Source organism: Gordonia sp. NPDC003950, from assembly GCF_053605205.1.
Genome location: NZ_JBSGIT010000002.1, coordinates 63,288 through 76,948, shown reverse-complemented (window position 1 = coordinate 76,948; position 13,661 = coordinate 63,288). Strand labels below are relative to the sequence as shown.

The following is a 13,661-nucleotide window of genomic DNA, read 5'->3' as shown; positions in this document are numbered from 1 at the left end:
ACCCCGTTCTACCGGCGGTTCGCGGTATCCATCACCTAGGGTTGTTTGCGCTGCCGAATCAGGCCGCGCGGCGCCCACGGTCCAGCCCGGGCCGTCGAGGCAGAAACGTAAGGAACAAGCAGATGTGGGGACGACGAGGATGACCGGTGGAGGTTCGAAGCGCGGACCCTTCGACGATGCGCAGAATCCGGGCGGACCCGGGTGGCCGACGTCGGGCCGACACGGCCAGGGCGCGGGCGGCGACGACGCGACGGACAGTGGGCAGTTCCCGGCCTACGGGGGAGCGCCGTGGGAACGCACGGCCGGTTTCGCGCCGTCGACGAGCCCGTACGGGGCGTCGGACCCATCCTCGGCCGCCGACCCCGGACAGAGTGCGTCGGCGCCCGGCTACGAACCGCCGACCCAGACCTACGGTGCACCGGGCTCCGGCTACGGGGGTCCCGGCTACGGATCGTCCTCGCCCTACGGCGCGCAGCCTCCCTCCGGTGGGGTGCCGCCGGAGTACGGCACGACCGGCTCGGGTCCGTCGACCCCACCCGGTCCGCCCACACCGCCGCCGCCGACGGGATTCGGCGATCCGGTGCCGGCCGGTGAGCCGTCCCAGCCGAAGAAGAAGGGGCGAGGTGGACTCGTCGCCGGGCTGATCGGCGGTGCCCTCGTCGTCGGGCTGGTGGCCGGTGGGATCGGCGGATACGTCGGTTCACGTGTCGGCGACGACTCGGCGAGCAACACCGCCAATTCGCAACCGCTCGGCGGCGATCCGGATGCGCAGGACACCGAACCCGCTCCGGCGCCGGCCGGGTCGGTGCAGGAGGTGGCGGCCAAGACGCTGCCGTCGGTGGTGTCCATCGATGTCACCGCCGGCAACGAGCAGGGTGAGGGGTCGGGTGTGGTGCTCGACGATGACGGCACCATCATGACCAACAATCACGTCGTCAGTGGCAGCGACGGCCGCCTCGCCAGCAACGTCGTGGTGAATTTCAACGACGGATCCCGGGCCACCGCAAAGGTTCTCGGCGCCGACTCCATTTCCGACATCGCGGTCATCAAGGTCGACAAGGACGGACTCACCCCGATCGACGTGGGTACCTCGAAGAACCTGGCCGTCGGTCAGGACGTGATCGCCATCGGCGCGCCACTTGGGTTGGAGGGCACGGTGACCACCGGCATCATCTCCGCCCTGAATCGCCCGGTGTCGACGTCGCGGGAAGGTGGGACCACCTCGGTGATCGACGCCATCCAGACCGACGCCGCGATCAACCCGGGTAACTCGGGTGGAGCCCTGGTCAATGCGAAGGGCACGCTGATCGGTATCAACACCGCGATCGCCACCCTCGGCGGCAGCCAGGAGCAACAGACCGGCAGCATCGGTCTGGGCTTCGCGATCCCGATCGATCAGGCGATCCGCGTCGCCAACGAACTCCGGGACACCGGGAAGGCCACTCATGCCGGGCTCGGCGTCACTGTCCGACCCAGTACCGACCCGGACATCCCCGGCGCGCTGATCGCCGAGGTGACCGCGAATGGCCCGGCCGACAAGGCGGGCATTCCCAAGGGTGCGATCGTCACCAAGATCGGCGACCGCAACATCACCTCCGGGGACGCCCTGGTGGCGGCGGTGCGCTCCTACAACCCCGGTGACACCGTGACCATCACCTATCAGGCGGGTGGCCAGTCGAAGACGGCACAGGTCACCCTGGCCACACTGCAATCCAACTGAGCACGCACAATCGAAGCAGCAGAGCACGAAGCACAGCAGAGCACAGCGCGCACGGGCGGTTATCGACCGCCGGAGAGGACGAGGGCAATGACGAGCAACTCCGGTTTTCAGGTGGTCGATCCCGCCGAGGACGGTGCTGATCTGGACGTTGATCTGGATCCCGCCGACGTGGTCGCGGCCGACGCTGCGGCGCGTGCGTCTGCTGCCCGCGAGGGGCGTGCCGAGCACGAACCGACCGGAGACGAGGTGGGGCGTGCTCTGGTGGTGGTCGTCGACGACCGCGCCACCCATGGTGAGGTCGACAGCCCGCTCGGCCCGCTGGTGGGCGAGTTGTTGGCGGAGGCCGGGTTTCATGTCGACGCGACGATCGTCGTCTCCGGTGACGAAGTGGAGATCCGCAACGCGCTGAACACCGCCGTGATCGGCGGCGTGGATCTGGTGGTGTCGGTGGGTGGCGTCGGCGTGGGAGCGCGCGACGTGGCCCCCGAAGCCACCGAACCACTCCTGGATCGTCGTCTGCGCGGCATCGAGGAGGCGGTCCGCAGTTCCGGGCTGGCGGCCGGCGCCACCGACGGTGGGCTCTCGCGCGGCCTGGCGGGAATCTCAGGGCAGACCCTGGTGGTCAACATCGCCGATTCGCGGGCCGCGGTGCGCGACGGTATGGCCACCGTCGCGCCGCTGGCAAAATATGTGATTTCTAATATCAGCGACTTCTGATCCGCTAGGGTCGGCAAACGGCGAAAGGATATAGGCGTGTCCGCATCTGACGGTCCGGAGCCGAATCCCGAGCCAACGACAGAGGAGCAGTCGGCGCTCCGGAATTCCGGGGGGTCGCGTCGATCCGCGCGCAGGCGTCGTGATCTGGACGCGATCTTCGGCGACGACCTGCCCACCGTTACCTCCGACGAACGTGATCTGAGTCACAGTGAATCCGATCGTTCGTCGTACGACAGGGACCGTCCGCCGCATTATCTGTAATTGTTCGGCCCCGTCTCGACGCCAGGTTCAGCCAGTTTTCCTTCCGTTAACATTTCCGGATTCCATCGTGGTCGACTTCCGGTTTGAGATCACCAATAACAATGCTGAGACACGGCTGATTCCAGCTGTTGCCCTCTTCGTGACCTCTCAGATAGCGTTCGCGTGGACGACACCGGTGCCCGACGTGGCGTGCCGGTTCAAGTCCTGCGGAACGCGCCTAATCGCGGCCCGCTGTGGTGGCACACATCGTCCACATGTAATGGCTCCTGGTGTTTCTGGGGGGAACGATTACGAGTGCGGCGGGTCAGTCACCAATGGTCAACCTGAGAATTGCGGGTGCAACTCTCAGATAACACCGAATCCTGTGAGAGGGAACGAATGAGCAAGTTCAGCAAGCTTGGGCTGCGCCGTGCTGCGGGGGCATGCGCCATCACCGCCGTGGCGGCGATCGGTCTGGCAAGCATGGGAACGGGGAACGCGGCAGCGGCTCCGCTCGCGAACGGATCCAAGTCCGTCACCGGTCTTGAGGGCGAGAAGATCACGACCACCAGCAAAGGCAACTCGCAGTTCTCGGTCGCCCGCGTCGCCGCCAACGGACTCGGCCGCACCGCCCTGCTGTCGGGAACCTTCTCTGCCGAGGGCAGTGAGGGTGTCAACGGCACCCTGACCATCTATGTTCTGGCTGGTTGCCAGATCGACGTGAGCGGGTTCTCCGGCACTACCGGTGGAACGCTGTCGATTCTTCCGTCGCCTTCGCTGACGGTTTCCGGCGGTATCAGCCTCCCCATCGCCCCGGGTGAGGCAACCGTGCAGGCTGTTTCCGTCAGCAAGGATTTCGAGTCCGGCAAGAAGGCCTACGTACAGCTCTCCGACTTCGAGATCGAGTTCCCCAACTGCGGTGGCTACGCCTCCGCTCGCACCATCGCGCAGGCCGTGGGTGGCAAGGGATATGACATCAGCGACGACGACGACACCGTCACCGGTGAGGGCACCTTCCTCAAGTCGTCCCTTTACGGCCAGCCCTTCTTCGTCAGCTGACCGAGCAGATAACACACTCTGAAGACTTATCTGCTCCGGGCAGATCTACTTTCCACGAAGGGGAATCATGAACAAGATCATCACACGTCGCGTAGCGGCGGGCGTCGGTGTCACCGGCGCCGCGTTGATGGCGATCACCGCGACCGGCACGGGTGACGCTGCCGCAGCTCCGGTGCCCAACACCACCCTGGTCAAGAATCTCGTCGACGGCACGCCCGTCAAGATCGAGCTGTTCGGTCAGAGCGCCAAGTACCAGAACTCGATCGTCGAGTCCTTCAACTTGGTCCGCGAGGTCTGGGTGTCGGGCAAGGTCCGCGTCACCGTCGGGGGCGAGGCCGCCGGCGGCACGATCGCAGCCGGTTACATCGTTGGTTGCCAGGTGAATATCGGCCTCGGTGCGGGGGCTGATGGTGGAGTCGAGGGCTCGGCTGCCCCGAGCACCAGTGGTGGACTCGACACGAGCGCGACACCGTCTGCCGGCGCATCCACCACGCTTTCACTCGGGCCCGGCCAAGCCGGTTACGTGCCGATCATCCAGACCACCGATAGCGATGATGACGGGGTGGCGGACTACACCTTCAGCGGCAACACCGGTGGTGTCGCCTATGGCGACGAGACCTTCAAGGTCAGCAACTGCGGTGGATTCGCAGAGGCCAAGGCGAAGGTCACTGTGACCGTCGACACCGACGCCGTCAAGGGCGTCGTGACCCTGTATGGAAAGCCGTTCAGCCTCGGCTGATAGCTGTCTGGGGATCACCGATCCCTCCACGCCACGAAGGGCGGGAACCTCGAAAGAGGTTCCCGCCCTTTGCTGTTGCCGACACCAGGGCGCAGGGGTGTCCTGTGGCGGCTCTCGTGGTCGACACGCGTTGAGGTGAGAGGGAAAGGGCACGTGTGTCGACGATGCGGTCGAGCGTCGTGACCGCGCCGACCAACAGGGAGTCGGTCGACACCAAAGACGCTACGAATCGCACCTTGCGGCAACGTCTCTACCTCCTGTGCGATTGCTGCCGGGGTGGGCATCCCCCGATTGGGGGAGTGTCGATTCCCCTGATGCATCCCCCGGCCGGTCGATGCCGAACCGATCCTTGCGCGACGAAACTCAATGGTGTTCAGAGAGATTCGGCCAGCAAGGAGCGACCACCATGATCACAACAACCAGCAATCAGAACCCGGGGCCCACCTCCGGCGAGACACCCACCACCGCTCCGGACTCCCGCCGCCGTCGCAACGCGATACTTGTCGGCATCGCTGGGGTGGCCGTTGCCGGCGCCGCGCTGTTCGGAGTTACGATGGTCGGACACGGCCACGCCGCCGCGACGCCCACGTCGTCGGTCACCGCGCCCGCGTCGACGAGCTCAGCGTCGACGAGCACAGTGTCGCCTGCGGTCCCCGTGACGCCATCGGGGACGGTAACTCCTGCGGTGCCGGTCAGACCGACGATCAACCCCGCAGTCCCGGTCACTCCCACGGTCACTCCAGCTGTGCCGGTTACTCCTACGATCACCCCGGCTGTGCCGGTCACTCCTACGTTCAACCCCGCCGTGCCAGTCACTCCGTCGGGTACGGTCACCCCGTCTGTCCCGGTGACGCCGTCGGGAACCGTCTCGCCGGCCACCCCATCGGTGCCATGAGGTCGGTGCCATGAGGTCGATGGCCATGACGGCCGGAGACAGCGACGCCCGGAGACAGCGACAGGCCCGCGTCACCAAGGTGACGCGGGCCTGTCGGGTGGCTGGTGTCAGCGGGAGTGTCGTCCGGGTGCATCTGGCGGATAGTCGCCGGGGAATTCCTCTCCGGGGTATCCCTGGCCGGGGGGATAGGTTCCCGGCGGGTAGCTTGCCGGCTGCCCGGTGGGCGGATAGTTTCCGGGCGGTGGGTAACTGCCTGGGGCCGGAGTCGGCGTGCCGGAGCCGCCGGGGTAGGACACACCCTGAGTCGATCCGGGCGGCGTCAACGGACCCGACGGAGAAGGATCGGAGTACGGTGCAGGCTCCGACGAGAACGAGGCCGGCGGCGGTGTAACCCGCTTGGTCTCGATCACCTGGGTCTTGTTCGGGTCGCCGACGCCCTCGGGGAGACCGCCGGTCGGCGGACCACCGGGATCGGAAAGGTGTGGCGGCAAGATCGCCTGGGCCTGCTCCTTGGCCGACGAGGTGTCCTCGGGAGCGAGGATGTCGCGGATCTCGGTGAGCAGCGCGATCTCGGTGACCTCGGCTTCGTCGGGCTTCTTGCCCAGCGACGCGAGCTTGTTGTACGGCACGATGATGATGAAGTAGATCACCGCGGCCACGATCAGGAAGTTGATGATCGCCGCGATCAGTGAGCCGAAGTCCACGAATGTGGCGTCGTTGTCGGTGATCTTGAATCCGAGTCCACATACCGACACCGGAGCAGCGACAGCATCCGGGTCGGTCGATGTCTGTCCGCAGGAATCCGATCCTGTTGGAATCGCGGCCAGCAGGGGATTGATGATTCCGCTGGTGAAGGCGGTGACGATCCCGGTGAAGGCAGCGCCGACGATGACCGCGGTGGCCAATTCGACGACGTTGCCCCGGAGTATGAAGTCCTTGAAACCCTTGAGCACTTCCGGTCCTTCCTGATTGATCACTGGTGCCGGGCATCCATGCCGGTAGTGCTCAACGAGGGCACGGACTTGAGAGAACTCTATCCAGGATCGTAAACGAGACGACGCATTCTGCCCGGCTGAATCGCGGGCGCGTTCGATTGACACCGGAGTTTCGCCGGGTTGATTCAGTGCAGCACCACCGCGAGCGGCACATCCAGACCCGCTCCGGCCACACGATGTGCGGCGGCGCGGCCCATGGCGAGCAGGATCGGGGGAGTGGCACTCGCACGCGCCGGTGACGCACCGGCGGTGTTCGGTACCACCGCCACGATCGCACCACCGGCCAGCACATCGGTGTCCGCGGCGAGCACGTCGACGACGTCGCCGGCCCGCACCAGCGACGCCACCGTGTCGTCGGCGAGCCGAACGGGTACCAGCCGCGCGTCGGCGTCACCGGTCAGCTGAACGGGCAACCGCGGCGACAACAACCTCGACCCGGTGACGATCTCACCGGAGCCGATGGGGCCGGTCACGGTGTGCCCCTCACCGTCGGCGGACAGCCGCAGCGCTCCCTTGGGGACGAGATCGACCGGCACCGACTGCTGGCGCAGATCGGCCGCGACGAGCGTGCGGCCGGGTGCCAGATCATGCGCGGCCACCAGCACCGACGTCTGGGTCTCGGTCCGCTGACCCTGTATCCCCACCGTGACAGCCGCAGCGACCAACACCAGGGACACCATTCGTCGGATCGCCACCGATCGCGCCCAGCCCGGACGCATCGCGTGGGCGGCCCGATCGCGTAGCCGAGGACCCATCGGGGTCCGGGTCAGAGGTAACCGCATGCGGGCACGGTAGGTCCGGCGTGGTGCCCACGGACCAGCGAGCGCGGAGGCCTGTGGACAGATGCCACCAAGCGGTGACATCTGCACAGGTCACCCGATCGAATGGACGAGGCATGCAGTGAACTGGGAGAATGGTGGCAGGTGTGCCGGGAAGTCTGGTCGGCTCCGCCCCACAACGCGGGGCGGGAATGCATTACTCGATGACCCCGATCGCAGCGTCACCCCGTGCGATCCCAGCTACCAGGAGCCGCCCGTGACAGGTCCCATGATCAATCCCCGGTCCGGACCGATCGACCTGCCCGATTCCGATTCGACAGATCCGTACTCTGCCGATTCCGGCGCCGACGCCACCGGTTCTGACACACCGAACACAGGTGAGGCACGGTGGCGCACGCTGAATCGACGAGAACGCTTCCGCCGAACACTCGCGCTGGATACGACGAGCGGCATCCTGCTGCTCGCCTTCGCCGCTGTCGCGGTGATCTGGGCCAACACCCCCTGGCGTGACACCTACCACGACCTGCTGGCCATTGAGGTCGGGCCCGGGGCGCTATATCTGCATCTGTCCCTGGCCCATTGGGCCGCCGACGGTTTGCTGGCGATCTTCTTCTTCGTCGTCGGCGTGGAACTCAAGCATGAGTTTGTCGCCGGAAGTTTGCGTGACATGCGCCTGGCCGGCGTGCCCATCGCTGCTGCCGTCGGCGGCATGATGACCCCCGCCGCGATCTACCTGCTGATCGTCGGACTGTCCGGGGATTCGTCGGCGCTGCACGGCTGGGCGATCCCCACGGCCACAGACATCGCCTTCGCGCTCGCGGTCCTCGCGATCTGCGGACGCGGTCTGCCGCTGGCGTTGCGCACCTTCCTGCTGACGCTCGCGGTGGTCGACGACCTGCTGGGCATCATCGTGATCGCCACCGTCTACACCGACACCATCGACCTGCTGATGCTCGGAGCCGCGATCATCGTGGTGGTCGTGTTCGCGATCGCGGTCCGTGCCCCTCACACCCACTGGTGGTTGCTGCTGCCGATCGCGTTGGTGGCCTGGGGATTCATGCACGCCTCCGGGGTGCACGCCACCGTCGCCGGTGTGCTGTTGGGCTTCGTGGTCCCCGCGAAACCTATTCGTGGTGAAAAGCTCAGTCGCACAGAATTGTTCGAGGAATCGATCCGGCCGTGGTCGTCGTCGGTGGCGTTGCCGGTGTTCGCCTTCGCCGCCGCCGGGGTCTCCGTCGTCGGCGGTGAGGGGAGTCTGATTCAGCCGGTCTCCATCGGCATCGTCGCCGGCCTGATGATCGGCAAGATCGTCGGCGTGCTGACCGCCACCGCGGTGATGACGCGGTTCACGCCGCTGCGACTACCCGAAGCGATCGGCCTGCGTGACCTGGTGCCGGTCGGCATGCTCACCGGTGTGGGCTTCACTGTCGCGCTCCTCATTGCGGAGCTGTCGTTCGAGGACGACGCCACCCACGCCGCACCCGCGAAGGCGGCGATTCTGATCGGGTCGGTCCTCGCCGCGGGCGTGGCGGCACTGCTGCTGCGCTGGGATGCGCGGCAGGCCCGTGGCCCGGACATGAACCGTGACGGCATCCCCGATCGCGACATCGAGGTCATCGGCGGCTGATCAGCCGCTGACCTGCACAGAACGCCGAAGTTGGCACTCGGAATGCTGGAGTGCCAACTTCGGTTAAACTATGCGACAGTCATAACGTTTCCCGGCGGAGGTTTGCGGTGCCTACTTACTCGTATGCGTGCACGGAGTGCGACAACAAGTTCGACATCGTTCAGTCGTTCTCCGAGGACTCCCTCACCGAGTGCCCGCAGTGCACCGGTCGCCTGCGCAAGCTGTTCAACTCCGTCGGCATCGTCTTCAAGGGCAGCGGCTTCTACCGCACCGACTCCCGCGGCGGGTCCAGCTCGTCGGAGAGCAGTTCGTCGAGCGACTCGGCCGGCAGCTCCAGTGCCTCGAATGAGTCGAGCAGCAGTTCGTCGAGCAGCGAATCGAAGTCGTCCTCGAGTGACAAGTCGTCCTCGGGTGACAAGAAGGCAGCCGCGCCGGCGTCTGCGTGAACATTCACGAAAATCCACGTGCAGTGTTGTGAATGTCGAGGTGAACCATGTCGTCTGGTCGATGGGTTAGTTCCTAAAGACTCTAACCTGGCTTGCGTCAGATTTGTGCTTTGCTAGGTTCCTACCGAGACCCCTTTCAGTCGGGGAAGGTAGTTCCGCAAAGGAGATTTTCAATGGGTAAGACACGTCGCAGCGTTCGCCTCGCAGGGGCGGCCGCAGCCATCGCCGGGGCCGGCGTTATGGCAATTTCTTTGGCCGCGCCGGCGTCGGCGGCTGTTTCGAAGGTCGAGGTCACCACTCCGTCGGGTTATGGCTCGACTGCAGGTGTCTACGGCCCCGGGTGCAGCTACACGGTCGAGGCAACGGTCGACAGTCAGGTTGAAACGGATAAGGTCGCATTCTCGGTCTCGAAGAACGGTGCGGCGGCCACGTCTCTTGGCGCCCCCGTGACCCCAACCGTTGGAAGTGCCACCGTCAGCACCACGTGGACGCCGACAAGCGCTGGTTCGTACAAGATCACTGCAAAGCAGGGAGCAGGCGAAGCCAGTACCGACGCGCTCACGGTCGGCACCTTCGCCATCTCCAACGAGAACCTGAGTGACGGCACCTGCATCGTCATCTCCTGACCGACCTCTGTCGAAATGCGCCCCCGGCTCTCGTCGGGGGCGCATTTCTGTTCATGGCGATTCGATTTCGACAAACCCACCCCCCGGCGTGAGCACCCACCTCATCAGGACGTCGTACGCATCGGCAGGTAATTCGTCGACGAATTCGTGGTCGTGGACAACGGCGACCAGTTCCGCCGTCGCTGCTCCGATGGAGCGGTCGTAATATCCGGCACCGCGGCCCAGCCGCACCCCCGACCTCGAGACGGCCAGCGCGGGCACGAAGATCGCCGATGCCGACCGGATCGCATCGGTACCCAGGTGCGGGCCGGTCGGTTCCAGCAGCCCCCACCGTCGACGCTCCAACGACGCGGGACCTGCGTACCGCACCCAGTCCAGCGGTTGCGGATCTCCCGGCGGCACGACCGGCAGCAACACGGTCGCGCCGGTGTGGACGAGTGCGTCGAGGTAGGCGAGCGACCCCGGTTCGGTCCCCACCGGCACGTACGCCGCGACGGTCGTCTGCTCATCCAGTCCAAACGGTGTGGCCGTCATGTGCGCAGCCAGCCGTGCCGCGGCTTCTTCCCGCTCGTCCGCCGACATCGCCGCCCGCTGCGCGGCGAACTTCTCCCGCAACTGCTTCTTGGTGGCGTCCACCTCACACCTTTCGCCCGGTGATCTCACACTGCTCCTGTGGCTGGTTGCCAGCATCCAACATTAGGGTGGGTTTCATGACGGCCAGCACGAAGTCTTCGACCACCGAGTTCCCCGAGTACAGCGACGTACCGGACACCCCGCCGATCCCGCGTACCGCGGTCGTCCCGGCGGCCGGTCTGGGTACCCGATTCCTGCCTGCGACGAAGACCGTGCCCAAGGAACTGCTGCCCGTCGTCGACACCCCGGGCATCGAACTCGTCGCCGAAGAAGCAAAGTCCGCCGGCGCCGAGCGCCTCTTGATCGTCACCTCCCCGGGTAAGGACGGCGTCGTCGCGCACTTCGTCGAAGACCTCGTCCTGGAGAACACCCTGGCCAAGCGGGGCAAGGCCGCGATGCTCGCCAAGGTGCGCAAGGCTCCGTCGCTGCTCGACGTCGCCTCGGTGGTCCAGGAAAAGCCACTGGGACTCGGCCATGCCGTGGGATGCGTGGAGAACTACCTCGACGACGACGAGGACGCCATTGCGGTGCTGCTGCCCGACGACCTGGTGCTGCCCGGCGGGGTCCTCGAGGTGATGGCCCGCACCCGGCAGCGTCGCGGCGGGTCGGTGCTGTGCGCCATCGAGGTGCCGCCGGACCGCATCAGCGCCTACGGCGTCTTCGACGTCGAGGAACTGCCCGACGCCAACAACCCGAACGTCAAACGCCTCAAGGGCATGGTCGAAAAGCCCGAACCGCAGGACGCGCCGTCCAATCTGGCCGCGGCCGGTCGCTACATCCTCGACCGCAAGATCTTCGACGCGTTGCGCCGCATCAAGCCCGGCGCCGGCGGCGAACTGCAGCTGACCGACGCGATCGCCCTGCTCATCGAGGAGGGCGAGCCCGTGCATGTGGTGGTTCATCACGGCACCCGTCATGACCTCGGCAACCCCGGCGGCTACCTCAAGGCCGCCGTCGACTTCGCCCTCGACCGCGACGACTACGGCCCCGACCTGCGTGAGTGGCTGACCCAGCGGCTCGCCGAGGACTGACAGTCGACCGCGACGCGCTCGCCGCATCGGGTCACCTCGGTCGGGTCCCCGCGCGCCTGACACATCGGGCATCGCGGGCCTACTAACCTCGATGCGATGGAGCCGGGCCCGGCGGTAGGTGAGGTGAGATGCGTTCGGTTGAAGATCATCTGACGTTGGTGACGGCCGCTGCGGTCGCACCCCGTCCGGTGCGGGTGGCGATCTCTGAGGCGCAGGGCCTGATGTGCGCCGAGGAAGTCCTCACTGAGGCGCCGATGCCCGGATTCGACCAGGCCGCCGTCGATGGGTACGCGGTGCGCGCGGTCGATGTCGTGTTGGCCGGCGAACCGGCACCGGAGGACCTCGAGGACTTCGACGCCGGTGGCGCCGACCTGATCGACCTCGAGGCCGGTGAACCGATGATCGTGTCGCTGCCGGTGGTCGGCGAGATCGCACCCGGAGCCCGCACCCCCACCCGACTGCAGCCACGGCAGGCCGTCCGCGTCGAAACCGGTGCGCCCATGCCCACTCTCGCCGACGCGGTGGTGCCGCTGCGCTGGACCGATGGCGGTGACTCCAAGGTCAAGGTCGGCCACGGCGTCGACAGCGGTGACTACGTCCGGCGGATCGGTGACGACGTCCAACCCGGCGACGTGGCGGTGCGCGCCGGTGCCATCATCGGCCCCGCCCAGGTGGGACTGCTTGCCGCCGTGGGACATTCACGTGTGCTGGTGCATCCGCGGCCGCGGTTGTCGGTGATCTCGATCGGCAGTGAACTCGTCGACATCGACCGCACCCCCGGGCCCGGACAGATCTTCGACGTCAACAGTTACGCGCTGGCCGCTGCGGCCCGTGATGCCGGTGCCGACGTCAACCGCGTCGGCATCGCCGAACGCGACAGTTCCCGCATGCGCGAAGTCGTTGAGGCGCAACTCATCCGATCCGAGATCGTGGTGATCTGCGGGGCGATCGGCGGTCAGGCCGGCCGCTCGGTGGTCGATGCGCTCTCGGACCTCGGTGACCTCGAGGTGGTGCGGGTGGCGATGCATCCGGGCTCGGTGCAGGGCTTCGGACGTCTCGGCCGCGACGAGGTGCCCACCTTCTTGCTGCCGTCCAACCCGGTCAGTGCCCTGGTGTCCTTCGAGGTGATGGTCCGGCCGCTGATCCGCATCGCGCTGGGCAAGCGACAACCGATGCGCCGGGTCATCACGGCCCGCACCATCGGTCCCATCGCATCGGTCAAGGGCCGCAAGGGATATCTGCGCGGTCAGTTGATGCGCGACGAACGGTCGGGGGAGTACCTGGTGCAGGTGCTCGGCGCCTCACCCACCGGATCGAGTCACCTGCTTGCCGAACTCGCCGAGGCCAACTGTCTGATCATCGTCGAATCCGACGTGGAGGAACTGGGCATCGGCGACGAGGTCGAGGTGGCGTTCCTGGCCCAGCGGGGCTGAGGCGATCGGCACGGCGGTTACCCGCCCGCTGTGTGATCGTCACCGCATAGACTCCCAGATGTGTTCAGGTGGTTGAGTGGTGATCCGGTCAGCCCGGGGTGGCCTGCGACGCTCGGTCCGCTCGGTACGCGGGCCGGCGCGGTCAGTCTGCGCCCGGTGAAACTGCGCGATGGCAAGGACTGGAGTGATCTGCGGATTCGGAACCAGAATTCGCTGCTGCCGTGGGAACCGTCCGGCACCGGGTCATGGGCGTCGCGACACCAGGTCAGTTCGTGGCCGCCGCTGTTCTCGGTTCTCAAATCCGAGGCGAAGCGGGGCACCCTGCTGCCGTTCGTCATCGAACTCGACGGTCGATACGTCGGCCAACTCACCGTAGGCAACATCCAGCGCGGCGCGGTGCGCACCGCGTGGATCGGCTACTGGATCGACGCCGCACATGCCGGGCAGGGGATCACCACCGCAGCCGTCGCCCTCGGCGTCGACCATTGCTTCGGTGCCGTCGGGCTGCATCGCCTCGAAGCCACCGTGCAGCCGGAGAACGCGGCCTCGCAGGCCGTGCTGATGAAAGTCGGGTTCCGGCGCGAGGGCCTGCTGGAACGCTACATGGATGTCAACAAGCGCTGGCGTGATCACTACCTGTTCGGGTTCACCGTCGAGGAGGTCGAGGGCAGCGTCGCCGAGGCCCTGGTGCGGTCCGGGCGGGCCAGTTTCCTCTGATCTG

Annotated in this window: 14 protein-coding genes; 10 read left to right on the top strand and 4 right to left on the bottom strand. The window is 66.4% G+C overall.

From position 1 onward, the window contains the following. Positions 1 to 139 precede the first annotated feature (139 nt). The 4 genes from ACWETB_RS02075 (at position 140) to ACWETB_RS02060 (ending at position 4,475) form a co-directional block, all read left to right on the top strand. Positions 140 to 1,720, top strand: coding sequence for a S1C family serine protease (locus ACWETB_RS02075; protein WP_452208934.1), 1,581 nt, complete (start codon positions 140 to 142; stop codon positions 1,718 to 1,720). An 87-nt stretch (positions 1,721 to 1,807) separates the two neighbouring features. Next, complete coding sequence (locus ACWETB_RS02070; protein WP_449744265.1) at positions 1,808 to 2,437, top strand: MogA/MoaB family molybdenum cofactor biosynthesis protein; 630 nt, start codon at positions 1,808 to 1,810, stop codon at positions 2,435 to 2,437. Positions 2,438 to 3,076: 639 nt separating this feature from the next. Then, the gene (locus tag ACWETB_RS02065; RefSeq protein WP_449744266.1) at positions 3,077 to 3,736 is read left to right on the top strand and encodes an MspA family porin; all 660 of its coding nucleotides are present in this window, start codon (positions 3,077 to 3,079) and stop codon (positions 3,734 to 3,736) included. A 67-nt stretch (positions 3,737 to 3,803) separates the two neighbouring features. Then, positions 3,804 to 4,475 (top strand): MspA family porin, encoded by a 672-nt coding sequence (locus tag ACWETB_RS02060; protein ID WP_452208931.1) that lies wholly within the window; start codon positions 3,804 to 3,806, stop codon positions 4,473 to 4,475. 426 nt (positions 4,476 to 4,901) lie between these two features. Here the strand turns inward: ACWETB_RS02060 and ACWETB_RS02055 are convergent, their stop codons facing one another. The 3 genes from ACWETB_RS02055 to ACWETB_RS02045 form a co-directional block, all read right to left on the bottom strand. Beyond that, positions 4,902 to 5,354 carry a hypothetical protein gene (locus ACWETB_RS02055; protein ID WP_449744268.1) on the bottom strand — a complete coding sequence of 151 codons (453 nt, stop codon included), beginning with the start codon at positions 5,352 to 5,354 and terminating at the stop codon, positions 4,902 to 4,904. 123 nt (positions 5,355 to 5,477) lie between these two features. Next, on the bottom strand, positions 5,478 to 6,323 hold the full coding sequence (gene mscL / locus ACWETB_RS02050; protein ID WP_452209206.1) for a large conductance mechanosensitive channel protein MscL: 846 nt from the start codon (positions 6,321 to 6,323) through the stop codon (positions 5,478 to 5,480). 167 nt (positions 6,324 to 6,490) lie between these two features. Continuing rightward, positions 6,491 to 7,147 (bottom strand): SAF domain-containing protein, encoded by a 657-nt coding sequence (locus ACWETB_RS02045; RefSeq protein WP_452208929.1) that lies wholly within the window; start codon positions 7,145 to 7,147, stop codon positions 6,491 to 6,493. A gap of 265 nt (positions 7,148 to 7,412) precedes the next feature. Here ACWETB_RS02045 and nhaA point away from each other — a divergent pair, with 265 nt between their 5' ends. The 3 genes from nhaA (at position 7,413) to ACWETB_RS02030 (ending at position 9,843) form a co-directional block, all read left to right on the top strand. Beyond that, a complete protein-coding gene (gene nhaA / locus ACWETB_RS02040) occupies positions 7,413 to 8,771 on the top strand; it encodes a Na+/H+ antiporter NhaA (protein ID WP_452209204.1) in 1,359 nt (452 codons plus the stop codon). 107 nt (positions 8,772 to 8,878) lie between these two features. After that, positions 8,879 to 9,217 (top strand): FmdB family zinc ribbon protein, encoded by a 339-nt coding sequence (locus tag ACWETB_RS02035; protein WP_449744270.1) that lies wholly within the window; start codon positions 8,879 to 8,881, stop codon positions 9,215 to 9,217. Between the two features lie 173 nt (positions 9,218 to 9,390). Next, positions 9,391 to 9,843 carry a hypothetical protein gene (locus ACWETB_RS02030; protein ID WP_449744271.1) on the top strand — a complete coding sequence of 151 codons (453 nt, stop codon included), beginning with the start codon at positions 9,391 to 9,393 and terminating at the stop codon, positions 9,841 to 9,843. A gap of 51 nt (positions 9,844 to 9,894) precedes the next feature. On the opposite strand, the gene ACWETB_RS02025 is transcribed toward ACWETB_RS02030, so the two are convergent. After that, positions 9,895 to 10,479: a 5-formyltetrahydrofolate cyclo-ligase gene (locus ACWETB_RS02025; RefSeq protein WP_449744272.1), complete on the bottom strand. Its 585-nt coding sequence runs from the start codon at positions 10,477 to 10,479 to the stop codon at positions 9,895 to 9,897. 74 nt (positions 10,480 to 10,553) lie between these two features. On the opposite strand from ACWETB_RS02025, the gene ACWETB_RS02020 reads away from it, so the two are divergent. The 3 genes from ACWETB_RS02020 to ACWETB_RS02010 all read left to right on the top strand — a co-directional run bounded on the left by ACWETB_RS02020 (position 10,554) and on the right by ACWETB_RS02010 (position 13,657). Beyond that, positions 10,554 to 11,507 carry a UTP--glucose-1-phosphate uridylyltransferase gene (locus ACWETB_RS02020; protein WP_452208926.1) on the top strand — a complete coding sequence of 318 codons (954 nt, stop codon included), beginning with the start codon at positions 10,554 to 10,556 and terminating at the stop codon, positions 11,505 to 11,507. A 128-nt stretch (positions 11,508 to 11,635) separates the two neighbouring features. Continuing rightward, entirely contained in the window at positions 11,636 to 12,940 is a 1,305-nt protein-coding gene (gene glp, locus ACWETB_RS02015; RefSeq protein WP_348802994.1) for a molybdotransferase-like divisome protein Glp, read from the top strand. Positions 12,941 to 13,000: 60 nt separating this feature from the next. After that, positions 13,001 to 13,657: a GNAT family N-acetyltransferase gene (locus ACWETB_RS02010; protein WP_452208924.1), complete on the top strand. Its 657-nt coding sequence runs from the start codon at positions 13,001 to 13,003 to the stop codon at positions 13,655 to 13,657. Positions 13,658 to 13,661 lie beyond the last annotated feature (4 nt).